Origin of the sequence: Paraburkholderia caffeinitolerans, assembly GCF_902859945.1 — a bacterium.
Lineage (GTDB): Bacteria > Pseudomonadota > Gammaproteobacteria > Burkholderiales > Burkholderiaceae > Paraburkholderia > Paraburkholderia caffeinitolerans.
This window is the reverse complement of the sequence record NZ_CADIKL010000007.1, coordinates 122,014-137,888: the sequence shown is the minus strand read 5'-3', so window position 1 is coordinate 137,888 and position 15,875 is coordinate 122,014. Positions and strand designations below refer to the sequence as shown.

Below are 15,875 nucleotides of genomic sequence, written 5' to 3'. Positions count from 1 at the left end.
TTCCACGGCGCTGGCTAGCGCCGGAGCACTGGGCGAACCGGGGTGTTTCCGTGGCCTGACGGCCTCAGTCGTTGGCGTCGAGCAGGATCTTCAGATCGTGCAGCCAGGGCGTGACGCCCTGCCCGTCGCGCGCGAAGAGCCGCAGCTTGCCGGTGGTGTCGAACACGTAGCTCGCGGCTGTGTGATCCATCGTGTAGCTGTCAGGCGTCGTGCCGGGCACCTTCGCGTAGTAGACGCGGAAGTCCTTGGTGATCTGCTTGAGCTGCTCTTCATTGGCCGGGCGCAGCGCGATGAAGGTGGGATTGAACGCGCTCACGTACTGGCCCAGGATCGCGGCGCTGTCACGCTCGGGATCGACGCTCACGAAAAGCACCTGCACGCGCTTCGCGGCATCGGGCCCGAGTTGCTGGAGCGCCTGCGAAAGCTCGGCCATGGTGGTCGGGCAGACGTCCGGGCAATGCGTGTAGCCGAAGAACAGCACGACCACCTTGTCCTTGAAGTCGGCGAGCGAGCGCATCTTGCCGCTCGAATCCGGCAGCGAGAAGTCCTTGCCGAACTGCGTGTTGCCGGTGATATCGAGGTTCGAGAACGTCGGCGGCTGCTGGCCGCAGCCTTCGAGCAGCAACGTGCTGCCGAGCGCGCCCGCCGCCGCAAGCGCAATGAGCGTGACACGCGCGGCACGCGCCGCGCGCGCGAACATTGAATGGGTCATGCCGTTACATCCCGATGAGCGCGCGGACGTAGTGGTCAACCAGCAGCGCGGCGAACAGCACCGAGAGGTAGACGATCGAATAGCGGAAAGTCTTGCGTGCAAGCGCGTCCGAATACTCGACGTAGATTTTCCACGCATAGGCGAGGAACACCGCGCCGAGCAAAACCGCCGTGGCCAGATACAGCACGCCGCTCATGCCCGAGATATAGGGCATCAACGTGACCGCGAACAGGATCACGGTGTAGAGCAGGATGTGCAGGCGCGTGTACTTTTCGCCGTGCGTATTGGGCAGCATCGGCAGGCCGGCGTTTTCGTAGTCCTTGCGGCGATACAGCGCGAGCGCCCAGAAGTGCGGCGGCGTCCACACGAAGATGATGAGTACGAGAATCCAGGCGTCGGCGGGCACGTGGCCCGTGACGGCCGCCCAACCGAGCGCCGGCGGCATCGCGCCCGAGGCGCCGCCGATCACGATGTTCTGGGGCGTGGCGGGCTTGAGCAGCAGCGTATAGATGATCGCGTAGCCAATGAAGGTCGCGACCGTGAGCCACATGGTGAGCGGATTGGCGAACGTGTACAGCACCCACATGCCGAGGCCACCGATCACCGCAGAAAACGCCAGGATCTGCGCGCTGGTGATCTCGCCGCGCGCCGAAGGACGCCAGGAGGTGCGCCGCATGCGCGCATCTACCTTCTGCTCGACGAGACAGTTAATCGCGAAGGCCGCGCCGGCCGTCAGCCAGATGCCGACGGTGCCGCCGACCAGTTGCTTCCAGGGCACCATGCCCGGAACGGCGAGGAACATGCCGATGACCGCACAGAACACGGCCAATTGGGTGACGCGGGGCTTCGTGAGCGCGAGATACTGCGAAATCCGGCTGCCGGGCGTCTGAGAGATGGTTGTACTTTCCATAGGGCGGGATCACACCGCAGCGGTGTCGCGCGCAGGGAGAACGGCGCGGCCGGGGCGGCTACAAGCAATTCGAAAGTTTAGCACGACGACCAGAAGCAACAGGATCGCCGCGCCACCGTTGTGCGCCACTGCCACGGGCAGCGGCCACTGCAGCACGATGTTGGATAGCCCGGTCAGAAACTGGATCACGATCACGATCACGATCCAGTTAGCGGGGCGTCGCAGCGAGGCGTAACGCCGCAACTTGAGGGCGAACCATACCAGATAAGCGACTACGATGAACGCGAACGTGCGATGCGTCCAGTGGATCGCCACGAGCGCGTCCTGAGTGATCACGTCGCCGTTGCCGTCCATGCCGAGCGCGCGCCAGAGATGGAAGCCATGGTGGAAGTCCATCGGCGGAATCCATGCGCCGTTGCAGGTCGGAAAGTCCGTGCACGCAAGCACCGCGTAGTTCGTGCTCACCCAGCCGCCCAGCGCGATTTGCACGACGAGCAGCACGAGCGCCACGAGCGCGGCCACGCGCCAGCGCGCGGCGTCGGGCTCGTACGCGGGCAGCGGCGTCATGCGCGCGGCGAGCCACGCGAGCGAGCCGAGCAGCAGGAGACCGAGCAAAAGATGCGTGGTGACGATGATGGGCTGCAGCTTCATCGTCACCGTCCAGGCGCCGAACGCGCCTTGCACGACGATCAGGCCGAGCAGCGCCGTGGGCCACCACGGCGAGACGTGCAGCGGCAGGCGCTTGATGCGCGCGCGCCAGGCGATCGCCGTCTGGGCGATGATCAGGACGCCGATGGCCATCGCGAAGTAGCGGTGAATCATCTCGATCCACGCCTTGGTCATGCTCACGGGGCCGCTGGGCATGGCGAGGTGCGCGGCCGCGATCTGCACGTGCGCGATGAACGGCGACGAGGTGCCATAGCAACCGGGCCAGTCAGGACAGCCGAGCCCCGAATCGGTGAGGCGCGTGAAGCCGCCGAACATCACGAGGTCGAGCGTCATGAAGGTCGTGAGCCACACAAGCTTGCGGAACTTGTCGTCGTCGGCCTTCACCCAGACCCACGACAGCGGCAGCAACGCGATGCACAGGCCAATCAGGCCCAGCTCAAGGATAAACATCTCTCGTACTCTTCTCTGTCAGACTCGCGCTGCGCACCTTAACCGATACGCGACCACTTGAGGAGTTTGGTCACGTCCTGCTTGATCTTCGACGGATCCGGCTGCTCCGGGAAACGCATCATCAGGTTGCCGTTCGGGTCGACCAGGTAGATGTGATCGGTGTCGTTCGTCTTGTCGGTCGCGGGCAGCCACGCGGCCACCGCGGCCGAATCGGCGCGCAGCATGCGCGTGTCCGGATAGGCGGTCTTCACCACGGCCGGCACCGCGGCGTCATCGGTGCGCAGCCAGACCGTGACGACGCGCTCGCGCTCCGCGCCTTGCGTCGCGCGTACCTGGCGCATGAAGTAAAGCTTCTGCGCGCAGGTCTCCCCACACGCGCTTCCATCCACCGAGATCATCAGCCAATGGCCCTTAAGCGAATCGAGCGGCACTTCGCGGCCATCGTCGCCGGTCACCATCAGCGCGGACGGAATCGTGCGCTGCGGCTCGATCAGCGTGCCGTAGCTCGTCGAGCCGCCCTTCGGCTTGATCACGTAGTAGGTGAAGTACGAGATCGCAATGGGTGCGCCGCAGATCAGCGCAATCAGCAGCAGCATCCAGCGGCCGCGTTGCCAGGAGGGCTTCTGCGGAGCGCCTTTAGGCGCAGCGCCCTTCTGCTGTGATGCGTTGCGCGAAACCTGGGATGAATCGGGAGAATGCGTCGACACTGCTCGAACCTCGTTTCTGTCGCTTCCAGTTATTCATGTGCTGCGATGCTGCAGCGTATCTTTGTGCCCGGCGAACGTCGCCCGGCGAACCGTCGCCCGGCGAGTCGTCAGGCGTCCTTCGTGCCGTGAGCCGGCTCCTGACCTTGCCCCTTACTGCGCTCTTTTGTCGCAGCCCGGCGAGCCGCGTAAAGGCCGAATCCGAGCGCCGCGGCCGCCATGCCCCACCACTGGAGCATGTAACCGTAGTTGCGTTCGACGTCCGTGGCCGGCACCGGCCAGTCGCGCACGAGGCCGTCCTTCAAGGCCGGCACAGCGTCCGTTTGCTGGATCACGAAGGGCTGCAACGGCAGCCCGGTTTCCGCCGCATAGGAAGCGACGCCGAGATTCTGCCGTATCTTCTTTTGTGCTGCAGAGCCCCCCGCCCCCAGTTCGAAGGCACGCGAGGCATCGGCACGCGCAATGCCCACCACTTCGACCGGCTCCGTGGGGGTCAGATAAGGCGCGATCTGCTCGCGATCCTGGATGTTGCGTGGCAGCCAGCCACGATTCACGAGCACGTAGCCACCGCCCTCCAGTTTAAGCGGCATCACCACGTAAAAGCCTGGCTGGTCGTTATACGGACGATTGTCGAGATACACCACACGCTCGGGCATGAACGTGCCCTTTGCGCGCACCCGATGAAACTCGATGTCCTTCAGGGCGATCGGCGCTGCGCTCACGGTCTGCGGGTTCGCGTTCTCGTAGCGCGTGATCTGCGCTTGCAGCGCTTCCTTCTGATGGGCGCGATCGCGCTGCCAGAAACCGAGCCGGATGGTCACGGCCATCACGATCAGGATGAGCAGCGCAGGAACGAGGCGGATCTTCATCGGGCACGTCCAATGCACTGCATTCGAATGGGCGAACCCTGCCCCCGGGAGCGCGGTGCGATAATGAGACAGGCGTTTTCAGGCATGCCAACTTCAGTGAACTTCATGCACATACTTGTCCCCATTGCATTCGTGCTGATCATCGCGAGCATGATCTCAGCGCTTTATTTCATGATGCACGACCGCGGCCGCAGCAAGCGAATGGTGTGGTCGCTCGCTACGCGCGTCGGTCTGTCCATCTCGCTCTTCCTCTTCATTCTCTTCGCGCACTGGATGGGCTGGATCCAGTCCACCGGGATTCCGTACGGCCGCTAAAGCTCAACGCTAAGCCCGCACCGTGCCCGGCCTCCGGGCAGCGTCCCGCATCATCCGGTCCTGCAAAAGCCAAGGCGCCGCGCCGACATTGTCGGAGCGGCGCCTTGTTTTTTACGCCCGCGGCGTGCGCGTTACAGCCAGTACACGACGACGTAGAGGCCGAGCCAGACCACGTCCACGAAGTGCCAGTACCACGCAGCGCCTTCGAATGCGAAGTGGTGTTCAGCCGTGAAGTGGCCGCGAATCAGGCGGACCATCACCACGGTGAGCATCGTGCCGCCGAGGAACACGTGAAAGCCGTGGAAACCGGTAAGCAGGAAGAACGTCGAACCGTAGATGCCCGAAGCGAGCGTGAGATTCAGTTCGTTATACGCGTGAACGTACTCGAAGATCTGCAGGCACAGGAAGCACAGGCCCAGCAGGACCGTCGCTGCGAGCCATGCGATGGCCTTGTTGCGGTGATCGTCGCGCAGCGCGTGGTGCGAAACCGTGAGCGTCGCGCCCGAGGAAAGCAGCAGCGCCGTGTTGATGGTCGGCACGGGCCACGGCGTCATTGCGCGGAAGTGCGAGACGAGCGCCGCCGGGCCGTTGTTCGGCCACACCGCTGCGAAGTCCGGCCAAATCAGCTTGTAGTCGAGGCTGCCGAGCTGATGGAGGGCGATCTGGCGCGCGTAGAACAGTGCACCGAAGAACGCGCCGAAGAACATCACTTCGGAGAAGATGAACCAGCTCATGCTCCAGCGATACGACTTGTCGACGCGCTTGCCATACATGCCGCCTTCCGACTCGGCAATGGCGTCGCCGAACCAGTGCCACAACGTGAAGAGCATCCACAGCAGACCGGCGGCCACGCCGATCGGCCCCCACGACTCGCCGTTGATCCACGAGGCCAGCGAGCCAAGCATGATCAGAATACCAATGGACGCGCTGATCGGATGCCGCGACGGGTGCGGTACGAAGTAGTACGGGCTATCGTTTTGGCCGCTCATGCCTGATTCTCCAATTTCCAGTTGCTCCGGACAGTGCCGGCTTTTGCCGACTGTTGCCGGCGGTCTGTCTTCGTTATTCGTTTTCGCCGTCAAGCGCGAGCGCATGCGTTCCGCATGCTGCCCCGCGCTACGCCTGGCCCACCACCGCGTGCACGATCAACAGCAGCACGACGATAAAAACCACCGCACCGATGATCCCCGCGGCAATCAGCGCCAGCGGGTGCAGCTGCGCGGCGTCCGATTCGAGGTCGGCGCGCCTGCGTATGCCAAAGAACGACCACCCCACGGCTTTCGCCAGTTGCAGCACGCCGATCTTCTTCTGCTTTGCCGCGCCGGCGCCCTGGCTGGCGTCGTCGCGTTGTTCCTTTCTATCGTTGCCGTTCATGCGCGTCATCCCGGTGGGCTCACGCCTCGCTCATCTCATGCGCCGGCCGACTGCTTCGGCGGCTGCGGCACTGCGGGCTTGTTCAGTTCGAAGAACGTGTACGACAGCGTGATCGTCTTCACGTCCTTCGGCAGTTTCGGATCGATCACGAACACCACCGGCATGCGCTTCGTCTCGTTCGGCTTCAAAGTCTGCTGCGTGAAGCAGAAGCACTCGATCTTGCGAAAGTATTCCGTCGCCTGCTTCGGTGCGTAGCTCGGAATCGCCTGCGCGTCGATCGTGCGCCCTTCGTTGTTCGAAATGTCGTACATCACCGTCATGACTTCGCCCGGATGCACCTCGAGGCTCGTCTGTTCCGGCTTGAAACCCAGCAGCCCGCGCGCGTTCGCATCGAACTCGACCGAAATCGTGCGCGTCATGTCGACCTGCGTGTTGCGTGCCTCTCGCACAGTGGCGTCGCGCTGCACGAGATTGTTGATGCCGGTGACCTGGCAAATCGCGCGGTACATCGGGATGAGCGCAAAACCGAAACCGAACATCAAGAAGGCGACCACCACGAGCTTGATGAGCATCGAGCGGTTGAACCCGCGATCGCCGTCTGGGCGATCTGAAAACTTCGGCGTGGACATCGAACTTCCTCGTACGAACACCAGCGCTCAACGCGATGCGAAGCGCCTCACTTCTCTTGGCCTTATTGAGCGCCGAAATACACCTGCTTCAGTACGGCACCCAGAAAAAAGACGCCGACGACAGCCAGCAGAATCAGGCCGAGCCGCAGGTTGCCCGAGCGGATCTGTTCGGGCGTACGTCTTTTTTGTGGATTCCGGGTCATGCGCTTGTGTTGCGAAGTTGCGGAGTTGCTGCGGGATGTCTGGCGCCCGGCCGCGCACGGCGGCCGGACGCCCAGGACCGATGGTTTATTCGACCGTCGGCGGATTTTCGAAGGTGTGGAACGGAGCCGGGCTCGGCACGGTCCACTCGAGACCGGTTGCGCCGTCCCACGGCTTGTCCCCAGCCTTTTCCAGCTCGCCGCCACCACGGTATGCGGGCAGCGCGACGAAGAACAGGAAGTACACCTGCGAGAGGCCGAAGCCAAACGCGCCGATCGTAATCACCTGGTTCCAGTCGGTGAACTGGGCCGGGTAGTCGGCATAGCGACGCGGCATCCCGGCGAGACCGACAAAGTGCATCGGCAGGAACGCGAGGTTAAAGAAGATCAGCGAGCACCAGAAGTGGATCTTGCCGCGCATCTCGTTGTACATCCAGCCAGTCCACTTCGGCGCCCAGTAATACCACCCCGAGAACAAAGCGAACAGCGAACCCGCCACTAGCACGTAATGGAAGTGCGCAACGACGAAATAGGTTCCGTGGTACTGGATGTCGAGCGGCGCCATGGCGAGCATCAGACCCGAGAGGCCACCGAACGTGAACACGATCAGGAAGCCCACGGCGAACAGCATCGGCGTTTCGAACGACAGCGCGCCGCGCCACATCGTGGCCACCCAGTTGAACACCTTCACGCCCGTCGGCACGGCGATCAGCATGGTCGCGTACATGAAGAACAGCTGGCCCGTGACCGGCATGCCGGTCGCGAACATGTGGTGCGCCCAGACCATGAACGAGAGAATCGCGATCGACGCCGTGGCGTACACCATCGAGCTATAGCCGAACAGCGGCTTGCGCGAGAACGCCGGAATCACCTGCGACACGATCCCGAACGCCGGCAAGATCATGATGTAGACCTCGGGGTGGCCGAAGAACCAGAAGATATGCTGGTACATGACCGGGTCGCCGCCGCCTGCCGCATTAAAGAAGCTCGTGCCGAAGTGACGGTCGAACAGCAGCATCGTGATCGCGCCTGCGAGCACCGGCATCACTGCGATCAGCAGGTAAGCGGTGATCAGCCAGGTCCATGCGAACATCGGCATCTTCATGAGCGTCATGCCCGGTGCGCGCATGTTCAGGATCGTCACGACGATGTTGATGCCGCCCATGATCGACGACGCGCCCATGATGTGCACCGCGAAGATCGCGAAGTCCATGCCCGGGCCCATCTGCGTCGAAAGCGGCGCGTAGAGCGTCCAGCCCGCGGCGGTTGCGCCGCCCGGTGCGAAGAACGACCCGACGAGCAGCACGGCGGCAGCCGGCAGCAGCCAGAAGCTGAAGTTGTTCATGCGCGCGAACGCCATGTCCGATGCGCCGATCTGCAGCGGCACCATCCAGTTCGCGAAGCCCACGAATGCCGGCATGATCGCGCCGAACACCATGATGAGGCCGTGCATTGTGGTGAGCTGGTTGAAGAACTCGGGGCGCATGATCTGCAGACCCGGTTCGAACAGCTCGGCACGGATGGCCAGAGCCATCACACCGCCCGACAGGAACATCACGAACGAAAAAATCAGATACAGCGTTCCGATGTCCTTGTGGTTCGTGGCGAACAGCCAGCGTCGCCACCCGTGGGGCGTCTCGTGGGCGTGGTCCCCGTGCACATGACCGTGGCCCGCTACATCGTGTCCGATGCTAGACATGACTCTCTCCTGAAGCGAATTGCTTTGCGTCTCTTACTACTATGTTGGCCTATGCGACTGACTGTTCTTTTCGCGGCCCGGTGCGCGCCTCGTTGCTTCTCGCGCTCCGGAGCCGATCAGCCGCCGCTCAGGCTGCCGGGCTGATTTCCACGCGCCGCGCTTCCTTCGCGTCGGCGCCGCCGGTAACCGTCTCCGGCTTCTTGAGGACGATGTGATCCTCGGCGATGCCCGCCGCCTTCAGCGCGTCGCGCACAGCTTGCGCGCGATGCTTGGCGAGTTCCGCGTTGGTGTCTGCCTTGCCGCTCGCGTCGGTGAAACCCGAGAGCGTGAACTTCGCGTCCGGATGCGCCTTCGCGTAGTCGGCTGCAGCCTGGATTGCGTCTTTCGCGTCAGCCGGCAGCGTGCTCTTGCCAACTTCGAAATAAATGCTGGCCGGGAGCGCCGCTGCGTTGCTCTGCGCTGCGCCCGAAGCCGGCTCGGCGCCGCTCGCCGCAGCCGGCTGCTCCGCGCCGCTTGCTTGCGCTGCCGGAGCAGCTTCCGCCGCCGCTTGCGTGCCGCCTTCGGGCATCTTGCCGTTGCGTGCGTCGGCCACCTGGCGCGGTTGCAGCATGTCGCCCATATGGTTGCCCCATGCGTTGCGCTCGAACGTGACCACGGAAGCGATTTCGACGTCGTTCAGCGTAGGCGCCCAAGGCGGCATTGCAGCCTTGCCGTGCAGGACGATGTCCACGTGACCGGCGATCGGGCCGTTGGCGACCTTGCTGCCGTCGAGCGCCGGGAACGTGCCCGCGCCCTTGCCGTTTGCCTGGTGGCAAGCCGCGCAGTTCGCTGCGTAGACCTTCTCGCCGCGCTCCTTGAGCTCAGCCATCGTGTAGGTCTTGTTCGGATCGTCGCTGGCGGCAGCCATCTTCGCCTTTTGCGTATCCACCCACTTTGCATAGTCCTCGTCGGACAGCACCTCGACCACGACCGGCATGAACGCGTGTTCCTTGCCGCACAGCTCGGTACAGAAGCCGCGGTAGGTACCCACCTTCTCGGCCTTGAACCAGGTGTCGCGCACGAAGCCCGGAATGGCGTCCTGCTTCACGCCGAACGCGGGCACGTACCACGAGTGCACGACGTCGTTGGCGGTCGTGATGATGCGGATCTTCTTGTTGACCGGCACGACGAGCGGGTTATCGACTTCCTGCAGATAGGTGTCGGTGATCGGCGCCTGGCCGTTCACTTCCGAGCGCGGCGTCGTGAGCGTCGAAATGAAGTTGATGCCCTCGCCCGGACCCTTCACGTAGTCGTAGCCCCACTTCCACTGGTAGCCGGTGACTTTGACGGTGAGGTCGGCGTTGGTCGTGTCCTTCATGGCGACGACGGCCTTGGTGGCCGGCAGTGCCATCAGCACAACGATGATGAACGGCACGATCGTCCAGATAATTTCGACGGTCGTGCTTTCATGGAAATGCGAAGCTTTATGGCCCTTCGATTTACGGTGTGCGTACATCGAATAGAACATGACGCCGAATACACCGATAAAAATCACGGTGCATAACAGCAGCATCATCATGTGCAGGTTATAAAGCTCTTCTGCGATGCGCGTGACGGGCGGCTGGAAATTGATCTCATTGACGGCTGGGCCGCCCGGACTGTCTCCGACAGCGAGTGCCGAGCCGGCGACGAGGAGTCCGCTGCACGCCAGCACGCCCTGTAGGGCTCGCTTGATTGTTTTCATAGCTTCCTTACCCATAAATTCCATTCAAACCCTCGACCCCGCAGGAAGGTTCTGCAACCAGGTCACGCCCTGGGTGCGCGTCATTTAATGACTCGCACTCTGAATGAACCTCACCCTGCCACGCGATCCGCCTTCAAGCGGCGCGCGCGAGCCACATGCGCAGTTCCCGCGCGAACTGCGCACGCCGATACTGCGGCAAATGCAAACCGACTGCGACCGTCTGGCCGCGGGACACGAGACGTACCGGATCGCGTGGGGTCGCGCCCGGTTCGACCCGCACCCAGCGGGGATTGAATTCGAACTGCGTGAGCGCTTCGGCGCTCATCTGCTCGATCACCAGCCGGTTCGGATAAAGCTTGATACGTTCGTAATCGACAGCATGGCGCGCATAAATGGCAAAGGCGCCCCCTACCACCAACAGATCGATGCCGGTAAACGGCAATACCATCCAGGCGCCACGGATCAACAACAGAACGGCGATCGCGATGGATACTAGCGCCAGCGATACATAGAACAACACGAATTGCCTGGGCGAAACCGAGCAGTTGCGCTTCATGAGCCAGTCTTTCAGGATCGGCTCCGGACTCGCCAGCAGATCAGACGTCTGCATTGCTCGCCTCCCCCACTGCAACATTCGCAGACTATCGCCGCTTGCTGCCTTACACAACTGCGGGAGATCTGGACTTGCTGCGTAAGATTTGGGGACCCAGTCAATACGGCAACCGACGCATTATAGGCGTGATCCCGAGCACCCACAAGCAAGCCACAATCCGCCGCAAATCCAGTACTGACGGGGCTTTCAGCGATTTTTCGATAATTTTTCGAGGGCTTTTCCGGCGCTAATTTCAGGCATAACGAAAGCCCCCCTTATCACGTTAGCGATTCCTGGTCGGACCGCCGCGTCCAATATCCTCTATGCGCACAATGCCATGGCCTTCCGCTGTCGTGCGCGGCACAGCCTTCCACGCGTGCCCATAGATAATTTCGAAGGTGAGCGCAATCGTACCTGCGTTGGGCCCATCCTTCAAACGGCGCGCCTCCAGCGCGTCCACGAGCGCGCGATTGAGGCGCCGCGACGCGAGCCCTTCGGGCGGATCGCCCTCATGGTCTTCATGGATTTCGCGCACGGAGAATGTGCGGTTGAACGGATACGCGCCCCAGCGGCGCACGTCGGCGAGCAGCTTCTCAGGCGTCTTGTACGTGACGGTGAGCGTCTCCTGGTCCATCACCGGAATCTCGAAGCCGTTCTCGACGAGCATGTCGCCGAGATCGTGCATGTCGACGAAATCGATCACATGAGGCCGCGTGGGCACGCCGTGCGCGGCTTCGACTTCTGCCCAGGCGCCGCGCAATTCCTTGAGCGTGTCGGGACCGAGCGTGCTGAACATGAGCAGGCCGTTCACCTTGAGCACGCGCTGCCACTCGCCGAACACGAGATCGGGACGCGGATGCCAATGCAAGGCGAGATTCGACCAGAGCAACTCGAACGCTTCGCGCGCAAACGGCAACTCGGCGAAGTCGGCCTGCGCGAAACGCGGACCGCGCGCACCGAGCGCACGGCCAATCGAGGCGGGAAGAAAGCGCCGCCAGCTCGTGTCGCCGGCGTCGTGCGCGCGGGCGCGCTCGAGCATCGCGAGAGAGAGGTCGGTGCCGAATACGGGCGCTTCGGGAAAGCGCTCGCGCAGATTGGGAAGGTCGTCGCCAGGACCGCAGCCCATGTCGAGCACGCTCGCGGGATTCACCTTGATGTACTCGAGGCGCTCGCGCATACGCTCAGCGATTTCGCGTGTAAGGAACGCAACCTCGTCGAACGTCGCCGCGCGGCGGTCGAATATCCGTCGGAGATAGCGCGAATCGTAGGCCGGACGGCCAGGTCTTGGGTGAGACGGAGACATGTCGGTCGTATTGGCGAAGTCCGCGAAGTATACTCGCTCACTGTTATTCCTTCAGTCGCGAGTCTCGAACCTGGTTCGGGCCGTCCATCGATGCCGCAGCGTTCCGCACAATCACCGATTTCGGCGTCAAGCCACTCGCCCGCATTGAGGCGTGCTTGTCCTGCGAAAAAAACCGGAGCGAAAGCGCAGGCTTTGCGACGCGCCATGGCGCGCGTCCGGCGCAGCGCGCGAACGCACTGGCCGCGGCTCGCCGAGTTCGTGCTGCCCAATCTGTGTCCATTATGCGGCAATTTGTCGCGCCACACGGGCCATGTTTCGAATGAGGCTCGCAGCGACGCGCGCGCTGTGCTGTGCGCGGCTTGCGATGCGGCGTACTGGAATGAGGCGCGTTTGCGCTGCACCGTTTGCGCGCTGCCGCTTTCGGGCATGCGTCACGCAGCGCGGCACGCGCGAGGCGGCGATCGCTACCGGTGTGACGCCTGTATAAAATCGCCGCCCGCGTTCGACGCGACACTGGCGCTCGCGGACTATCGCGCGCCGCTCGATGCGCTCGCGCTCGGCCTGAAGTTTCGCGCGCGGCTCGCGCTCGGCGAAGAATTCGCGCGGCGTCTCGCGCACGCAGCCGTCGACGTGCTCGATACCGACGACGCGCCAAGTCTCATCGTGCCGGTGCCGCTCTCGCGCGAACGCCTAATCGAGCGTGGCTACAACCAGGCGTGGGAAATCGCGAGGCCGCTCGCCCGCGCGCTCGGTACGCGCGCCGATGCCACGCTGGCGCGCCGCACGCTGCATACGGCGGCACAATCGAAGCTCGACCGCGAGATGCGCCGCCGCAACGTGGGCCACGCGTTCGCGCTCACGCGCGCAGGCCAAGCGTTAAGCGGCGTGCACGTGGGCGTGGTCGACGACGTAATGACCTCGGGCGCGACGCTCGATGCGCTCGCGCATACGCTAAAGGCAGCGGGCGCGCGCCGCGTGACGAATTTCGTCGTGCTGCGCACACCGAAGGACTGAACGCCGCCGTTTTGTCTCTTTTCGTTTTTATCGTTTTTCCAGACTTTCATCGCCATGTTCAATGTCGTTCTCGTCGAACCTGAAATTCCACCGAACACCGGCAACGTGATCCGCCTGTGCGCGAACACCGGCGCGCGGCTGCATCTGATCGAGCCGCTCGGCTTCCCGCTCGACGACGCGAAAATGCGCCGCGCCGGCCTCGACTATCACGAATACGCGCAAATGCACGTGCATCGCAACTGGGATGCCTTCATCGCCACCGAGACGCCCGACCCAGCGCGCATGTTCGCGTTCACGACGCGCGGCTCGGGACGCTTTCACGATCATGCATTCTTGCCGGGCGACTGGTTCGTGTTCGGCGCGGAAACGCGCGGGTTGCCCGACTCGGTGCTCGAGCGTTTCGCGCCCGAACAGCGCGTGCGCCTGCCGATGCGGCCAGGCAACCGCAGCCTGAATCTGTCGAACACCGTGGCCGTGGTGGCGTTCGAGGCGTGGCGTCAGTCAGGCTTTGAAGGCGGGGAATGAAGGACGAATCAAGGACGAATGAAGCGCGTACGCTCAGTGCGCATTCAATGCAAACTCAACTCGAGCACGTAACGCGCGAGCATCGCCTCGTCGAAGCATGCGAATACGGCTCGCTCGAACGAGCGCTCGGCACTCAGCACGTCGATCACGGTCTGCACCGCGATCTTCACGGCTTCATCGGGCGGAAAACGATACACGCCGCAACTGATCGCCGGAAACGCAATGCTCCTCACACCGGCCGCACGCGCCCATTCGAGCGAGCGCCGGTAGCACGACGCGAGCAACAATGCCTCGTCACGCGCGCCGCCGTACCAGACGGGCCCGACCGTGTGAATCACGTGTTTCGCGGGAAGCCGGTAGCCGGCGGTGATCTTCGCGTCGCCGGTCGGGCAACCGTTCAGCGTCTCGCATTCGCGCAGCAACTGCGGCCCGGCCGCGCGATGGATCGCGCCATCCACGCCGCCGCCGCCCAGCAGCGACGTGTTCGCGGCGTTCACGATGGCATCGACATGCAGCGTGGTGATGTCGACAACTTGCGCTTCGATGCGGCAATTTCCGATGGTGAGCATGGCGGTCCTCCACTCGCGTTGAAGCAGGCGGCGGGAGCCCGGGCGCAACGCCTGAGCGCGTGAAAAACCCGCGCCCTACTCCGCCTTCGCGTCGCGCCTGAGCAGTGCGCTCACGGCATCGCGCGCAGCCACGCCGTCGAACAGCACGGCGCATACCGCCTGGGTGATCGGCATTTCAATATTGTGCGCGCGCGCGATGGCAAGCACGGCGCGCGCGCATCGCACGCCTTCCGCCACATGGCCAAGCGCACCGAGGATATCGTCGAGCGTGCGTCCGCTCGCAAGCTGCTTGCCCACGGTGCGGTTGCGCGAGAGGTCGCCCGTCGCGGTGAGGATGAGGTCGCCGAGGCCCGTGAGCCCATTGAAGGTTTCCGCGCGCCCACCTAGCGTCACGCCAAGGCGCGTCATCTCCGCGAGGCCGCGCGTGATGAGCGCGGCGCGCGCATTCAGGCCGAGGCCAAGCCCATCGGAGATGCCGGTTGCGATAGCGAGCACGTTCTTGACCGCGCCGCCCACTTCCACGCCCACGACGTCGTCGCCGGTATAGATGCGCATCGCGCGATGATGGAAGGCTGCGAGCGTGCGCTCGCGGCAGTCGACCGAGGCGCTCGCGATGGTGAGCGCAACGGGCAGGCCCTCGCCCACCTCGCGCGCGAAGCTCGGCCCCGAAAGCACGCCGTTGCTCTTGTGCCCGGGCAGCTCGGCGGCCACGACCTGATGCGGCATGAGCTGCGAGTCGGATTCGAAGCCCTTGCACAGCCACACGAAGTGCGCGGGCGCGCGGTTCATGCCGCGCATGATGCGCAACATGTCGCGCAGGCCCGCCACCGGCGTGCCGAGCACGACGAGATCCGCCTCGCCCGACGCAAAGTCGAGCGCGGCGGCCAGATCTGTTTCGTAGTGAAGTTTTTTCGGCAGCGAGACGCCCGCGAGATAGCGGGCGTTCTCGTGCGTCTGACGCATTGCGTTGACGAGCGCGGCATCGCGCGCCCACAACAGCGTGTCATGCGCCTGGGCCAGGTGCCCTGCCAGCGCGGTGCCCCACGCTCCGGCGCCGAGAACGGCAACTTTCATTCCGATACTCCGCACCGGTGGTTTCGTTTCAGCGCCAATCAATGCGTGGCGTTGCTCGCGCCTTCCTGCTGCTGCGCGATTTGCTGCAGACGTTGCTCGTAGAGCGCCTGGAAGTTGATCTCTGCCAGGTGGATCGGCGGGAAGCCCGCACGCGTGATCGCGTCGGCAATGTTCGAGCGCAGGTACGGGAACAGGATGGTCGGGCATGCGATGCCGACGAGCGGATCGATCTGTTCCGCCGGGATGTTGCGGATGTCGAAAATGCCGGCTTGCTTGGCTTCGATCAGGAACGCGACCTTGTCCTTGATCTTCGCGGTCACCGTGCCGGTTACGAGAATCTCGAACACCGATTCCGCGAGACGCTCGGCCTTCACGTCGACTTCCACTTCCACCGAAGGCATATCCTGCTCGAGGAAGATGGCCGGCGAATTCGGCTGCTCGAGCGACAGATCCTTGAGGTAAATGCGCTGGATGTTGAAGAACGGCTGGTTGTTCTCGTCAGACATGGTGTATGGCTTCCTGATTAAATTGAGTTGCAACCGCA

General features: G+C 63.5%; 19 protein-coding genes. 3 read left to right on the top strand and 16 right to left on the bottom strand.

Annotation, left to right across the window (positions count from 1 at the left end; translation table 11 throughout):
* Positions 1–64: 64 nt before the first annotated feature.
* The 5 genes from HV773_RS09305 to HV773_RS09285 form a co-directional block, all read right to left on the bottom strand.
* Positions 65–712 (bottom strand): SCO family protein, encoded by a 648-nt coding sequence (locus HV773_RS09305; protein ID WP_129561077.1) that lies wholly within the window; start codon positions 710–712, stop codon positions 65–67.
* A gap of 4 nt (positions 713–716) precedes the next feature.
* Positions 717–1,622 carry a heme o synthase gene (gene cyoE, locus HV773_RS09300; protein ID WP_129561076.1) on the bottom strand — a complete coding sequence of 302 codons (906 nt, stop codon included), beginning with the start codon at positions 1,620–1,622 and terminating at the stop codon, positions 717–719.
* Between the two features lie 9 nt (positions 1,623–1,631).
* Entirely contained in the window at positions 1,632–2,741 is a 1,110-nt protein-coding gene (locus HV773_RS09295) for a COX15/CtaA family protein (protein ID WP_129561075.1), read from the bottom strand.
* Positions 2,742–2,779: 38 nt separating this feature from the next.
* Positions 2,780–3,448, bottom strand: a complete 669-nt coding sequence (locus HV773_RS09290) for an SCO family protein (protein ID WP_129561074.1) — start codon at positions 3,446–3,448, stop codon at positions 2,780–2,782.
* A gap of 107 nt (positions 3,449–3,555) precedes the next feature.
* On the bottom strand, positions 3,556–4,314 hold the full coding sequence (locus HV773_RS09285; RefSeq protein ID WP_129561073.1) for an SURF1 family protein: 759 nt from the start codon (positions 4,312–4,314) through the stop codon (positions 3,556–3,558).
* A gap of 105 nt (positions 4,315–4,419) precedes the next feature.
* Between HV773_RS09285 and HV773_RS09280 the strand changes: the two genes are divergently transcribed.
* Positions 4,420–4,629, top strand: coding sequence for a twin transmembrane helix small protein (locus HV773_RS09280; RefSeq protein ID WP_035524088.1), 210 nt, complete (start codon positions 4,420–4,422; stop codon positions 4,627–4,629).
* A 131-nt stretch (positions 4,630–4,760) separates the two neighbouring features.
* Here the strand turns inward: HV773_RS09280 and HV773_RS09275 are convergent, their stop codons facing one another.
* The 8 genes from HV773_RS09275 to HV773_RS09240 form a co-directional block, all read right to left on the bottom strand.
* Positions 4,761–5,618 carry a cytochrome c oxidase subunit 3 gene (locus HV773_RS09275; RefSeq protein WP_129561072.1) on the bottom strand — a complete coding sequence of 286 codons (858 nt, stop codon included), beginning with the start codon at positions 5,616–5,618 and terminating at the stop codon, positions 4,761–4,763.
* Positions 5,619–5,745: 127 nt separating this feature from the next.
* Positions 5,746–6,003, bottom strand: coding sequence for a DUF2970 domain-containing protein (locus tag HV773_RS09270; protein WP_129561071.1), 258 nt, complete (start codon positions 6,001–6,003; stop codon positions 5,746–5,748).
* Positions 6,004–6,038: 35 nt separating this feature from the next.
* Positions 6,039–6,632, bottom strand: coding sequence for a cytochrome c oxidase assembly protein (locus HV773_RS09265; RefSeq protein WP_129561070.1), 594 nt, complete (start codon positions 6,630–6,632; stop codon positions 6,039–6,041).
* Between the two features lie 62 nt (positions 6,633–6,694).
* The gene (locus tag HV773_RS09260; RefSeq protein WP_174220035.1) at positions 6,695–6,835 is read right to left on the bottom strand and encodes a cytochrome oxidase small assembly protein; all 141 of its coding nucleotides are present in this window, start codon (positions 6,833–6,835) and stop codon (positions 6,695–6,697) included.
* A gap of 85 nt (positions 6,836–6,920) precedes the next feature.
* On the bottom strand, positions 6,921–8,531 hold the full coding sequence (gene ctaD, locus HV773_RS09255; RefSeq protein ID WP_129561069.1) for a cytochrome c oxidase subunit I: 1,611 nt from the start codon (positions 8,529–8,531) through the stop codon (positions 6,921–6,923).
* 127 nt (positions 8,532–8,658) lie between these two features.
* Positions 8,659–10,278, bottom strand: a complete 1,620-nt coding sequence (gene coxB / locus HV773_RS09250; protein WP_129561068.1) for a cytochrome c oxidase subunit II — start codon at positions 10,276–10,278, stop codon at positions 8,659–8,661.
* 109 nt (positions 10,279–10,387) lie between these two features.
* Complete coding sequence (locus HV773_RS09245) at positions 10,388–10,864, bottom strand: DUF2244 domain-containing protein (RefSeq protein ID WP_129561067.1); 477 nt, start codon at positions 10,862–10,864, stop codon at positions 10,388–10,390.
* Positions 10,865–11,129: 265 nt separating this feature from the next.
* Positions 11,130–12,149 (bottom strand): methyltransferase domain-containing protein, encoded by a 1,020-nt coding sequence (locus HV773_RS09240; protein ID WP_129561066.1) that lies wholly within the window; start codon positions 12,147–12,149, stop codon positions 11,130–11,132.
* Positions 12,150–12,353: 204 nt separating this feature from the next.
* On the opposite strand from HV773_RS09240, the gene HV773_RS09235 reads away from it, so the two are divergent.
* Together HV773_RS09235 and trmL are read left to right on the top strand one after the other, a co-directional pair.
* The gene (locus HV773_RS09235) at positions 12,354–13,163 is read left to right on the top strand and encodes a ComF family protein (RefSeq protein WP_174220034.1); all 810 of its coding nucleotides are present in this window, start codon (positions 12,354–12,356) and stop codon (positions 13,161–13,163) included.
* Between the two features lie 54 nt (positions 13,164–13,217).
* Positions 13,218–13,688 carry a tRNA (uridine(34)/cytosine(34)/5-carboxymethylaminomethyluridine(34)-2'-O)-methyltransferase TrmL gene (gene trmL, locus HV773_RS09230; protein ID WP_129561064.1) on the top strand — a complete coding sequence of 157 codons (471 nt, stop codon included), beginning with the start codon at positions 13,218–13,220 and terminating at the stop codon, positions 13,686–13,688.
* A gap of 44 nt (positions 13,689–13,732) precedes the next feature.
* Here trmL and HV773_RS09225 read toward each other — a convergent pair whose 3' ends face one another.
* From HV773_RS09225 to secB, 3 genes are all read right to left on the bottom strand, one after another.
* Entirely contained in the window at positions 13,733–14,257 is a 525-nt protein-coding gene (locus tag HV773_RS09225; protein WP_129561063.1) for an O-acetyl-ADP-ribose deacetylase, read from the bottom strand.
* A 75-nt stretch (positions 14,258–14,332) separates the two neighbouring features.
* Complete coding sequence (locus HV773_RS09220) at positions 14,333–15,331, bottom strand: NAD(P)H-dependent glycerol-3-phosphate dehydrogenase (RefSeq protein ID WP_129561062.1); 999 nt, start codon at positions 15,329–15,331, stop codon at positions 14,333–14,335.
* A 38-nt stretch (positions 15,332–15,369) separates the two neighbouring features.
* Complete coding sequence (gene secB, locus HV773_RS09215; RefSeq protein WP_035523721.1) at positions 15,370–15,837, bottom strand: protein-export chaperone SecB; 468 nt, start codon at positions 15,835–15,837, stop codon at positions 15,370–15,372.
* Positions 15,838–15,875 lie beyond the last annotated feature (38 nt).

Excerpts from the sequence above, each read along its gene's own strand:
- HV773_RS09305 (WP_129561077.1), bottom strand. The coding sequence starts at position 712 with ATGACCCATTCAATGTTCGCGCGCGCGGCGCGTGCCGCGCGTGTCACG.
- cyoE (WP_129561076.1), bottom strand. The coding sequence starts at position 1,622 with ATGGAAAGTACAACCATCTCTCAGACGCCCGGCAGCCGGATTTCGCAG.
- HV773_RS09295 (WP_129561075.1), bottom strand. The coding sequence starts at position 2,741 with ATGTTTATCCTTGAGCTGGGCCTGATTGGCCTGTGCATCGCGTTGCTG.
- HV773_RS09285 (WP_129561073.1), bottom strand. The coding sequence starts at position 4,314 with ATGAAGATCCGCCTCGTTCCTGCGCTGCTCATCCTGATCGTGATGGCC.
- HV773_RS09280 (WP_035524088.1), top strand. The coding sequence starts at position 4,420 with ATGCACATACTTGTCCCCATTGCATTCGTGCTGATCATCGCGAGCATG.
- HV773_RS09275 (WP_129561072.1), bottom strand. The coding sequence starts at position 5,618 with ATGAGCGGCCAAAACGATAGCCCGTACTACTTCGTACCGCACCCGTCG.
- HV773_RS09270 (WP_129561071.1), bottom strand. The coding sequence starts at position 6,003 with ATGAACGGCAACGATAGAAAGGAACAACGCGACGACGCCAGCCAGGGC.
- HV773_RS09265 (WP_129561070.1), bottom strand. The coding sequence starts at position 6,632 with ATGTCCACGCCGAAGTTTTCAGATCGCCCAGACGGCGATCGCGGGTTC.
- HV773_RS09260 (WP_174220035.1), bottom strand. The coding sequence starts at position 6,835 with ATGACCCGGAATCCACAAAAAAGACGTACGCCCGAACAGATCCGCTCG.
- ctaD (WP_129561069.1), bottom strand. The coding sequence starts at position 8,531 with ATGTCTAGCATCGGACACGATGTAGCGGGCCACGGTCATGTGCACGGG.
- coxB (WP_129561068.1), bottom strand. The coding sequence starts at position 10,278 with ATGGAATTTATGGGTAAGGAAGCTATGAAAACAATCAAGCGAGCCCTA.
- HV773_RS09245 (WP_129561067.1), bottom strand. The coding sequence starts at position 10,864 with ATGCAGACGTCTGATCTGCTGGCGAGTCCGGAGCCGATCCTGAAAGAC.
- HV773_RS09240 (WP_129561066.1), bottom strand. The coding sequence starts at position 12,149 with ATGTCTCCGTCTCACCCAAGACCTGGCCGTCCGGCCTACGATTCGCGC.
- HV773_RS09235 (WP_174220034.1), top strand. The coding sequence starts at position 12,354 with ATGGCGCGCGTCCGGCGCAGCGCGCGAACGCACTGGCCGCGGCTCGCC.
- trmL (WP_129561064.1), top strand. The coding sequence starts at position 13,218 with ATGTTCAATGTCGTTCTCGTCGAACCTGAAATTCCACCGAACACCGGC.
- HV773_RS09225 (WP_129561063.1), bottom strand. The coding sequence starts at position 14,257 with ATGCTCACCATCGGAAATTGCCGCATCGAAGCGCAAGTTGTCGACATC.
- HV773_RS09220 (WP_129561062.1), bottom strand. The coding sequence starts at position 15,331 with ATGAAAGTTGCCGTTCTCGGCGCCGGAGCGTGGGGCACCGCGCTGGCA.
- secB (WP_035523721.1), bottom strand. The coding sequence starts at position 15,837 with ATGTCTGACGAGAACAACCAGCCGTTCTTCAACATCCAGCGCATTTAC.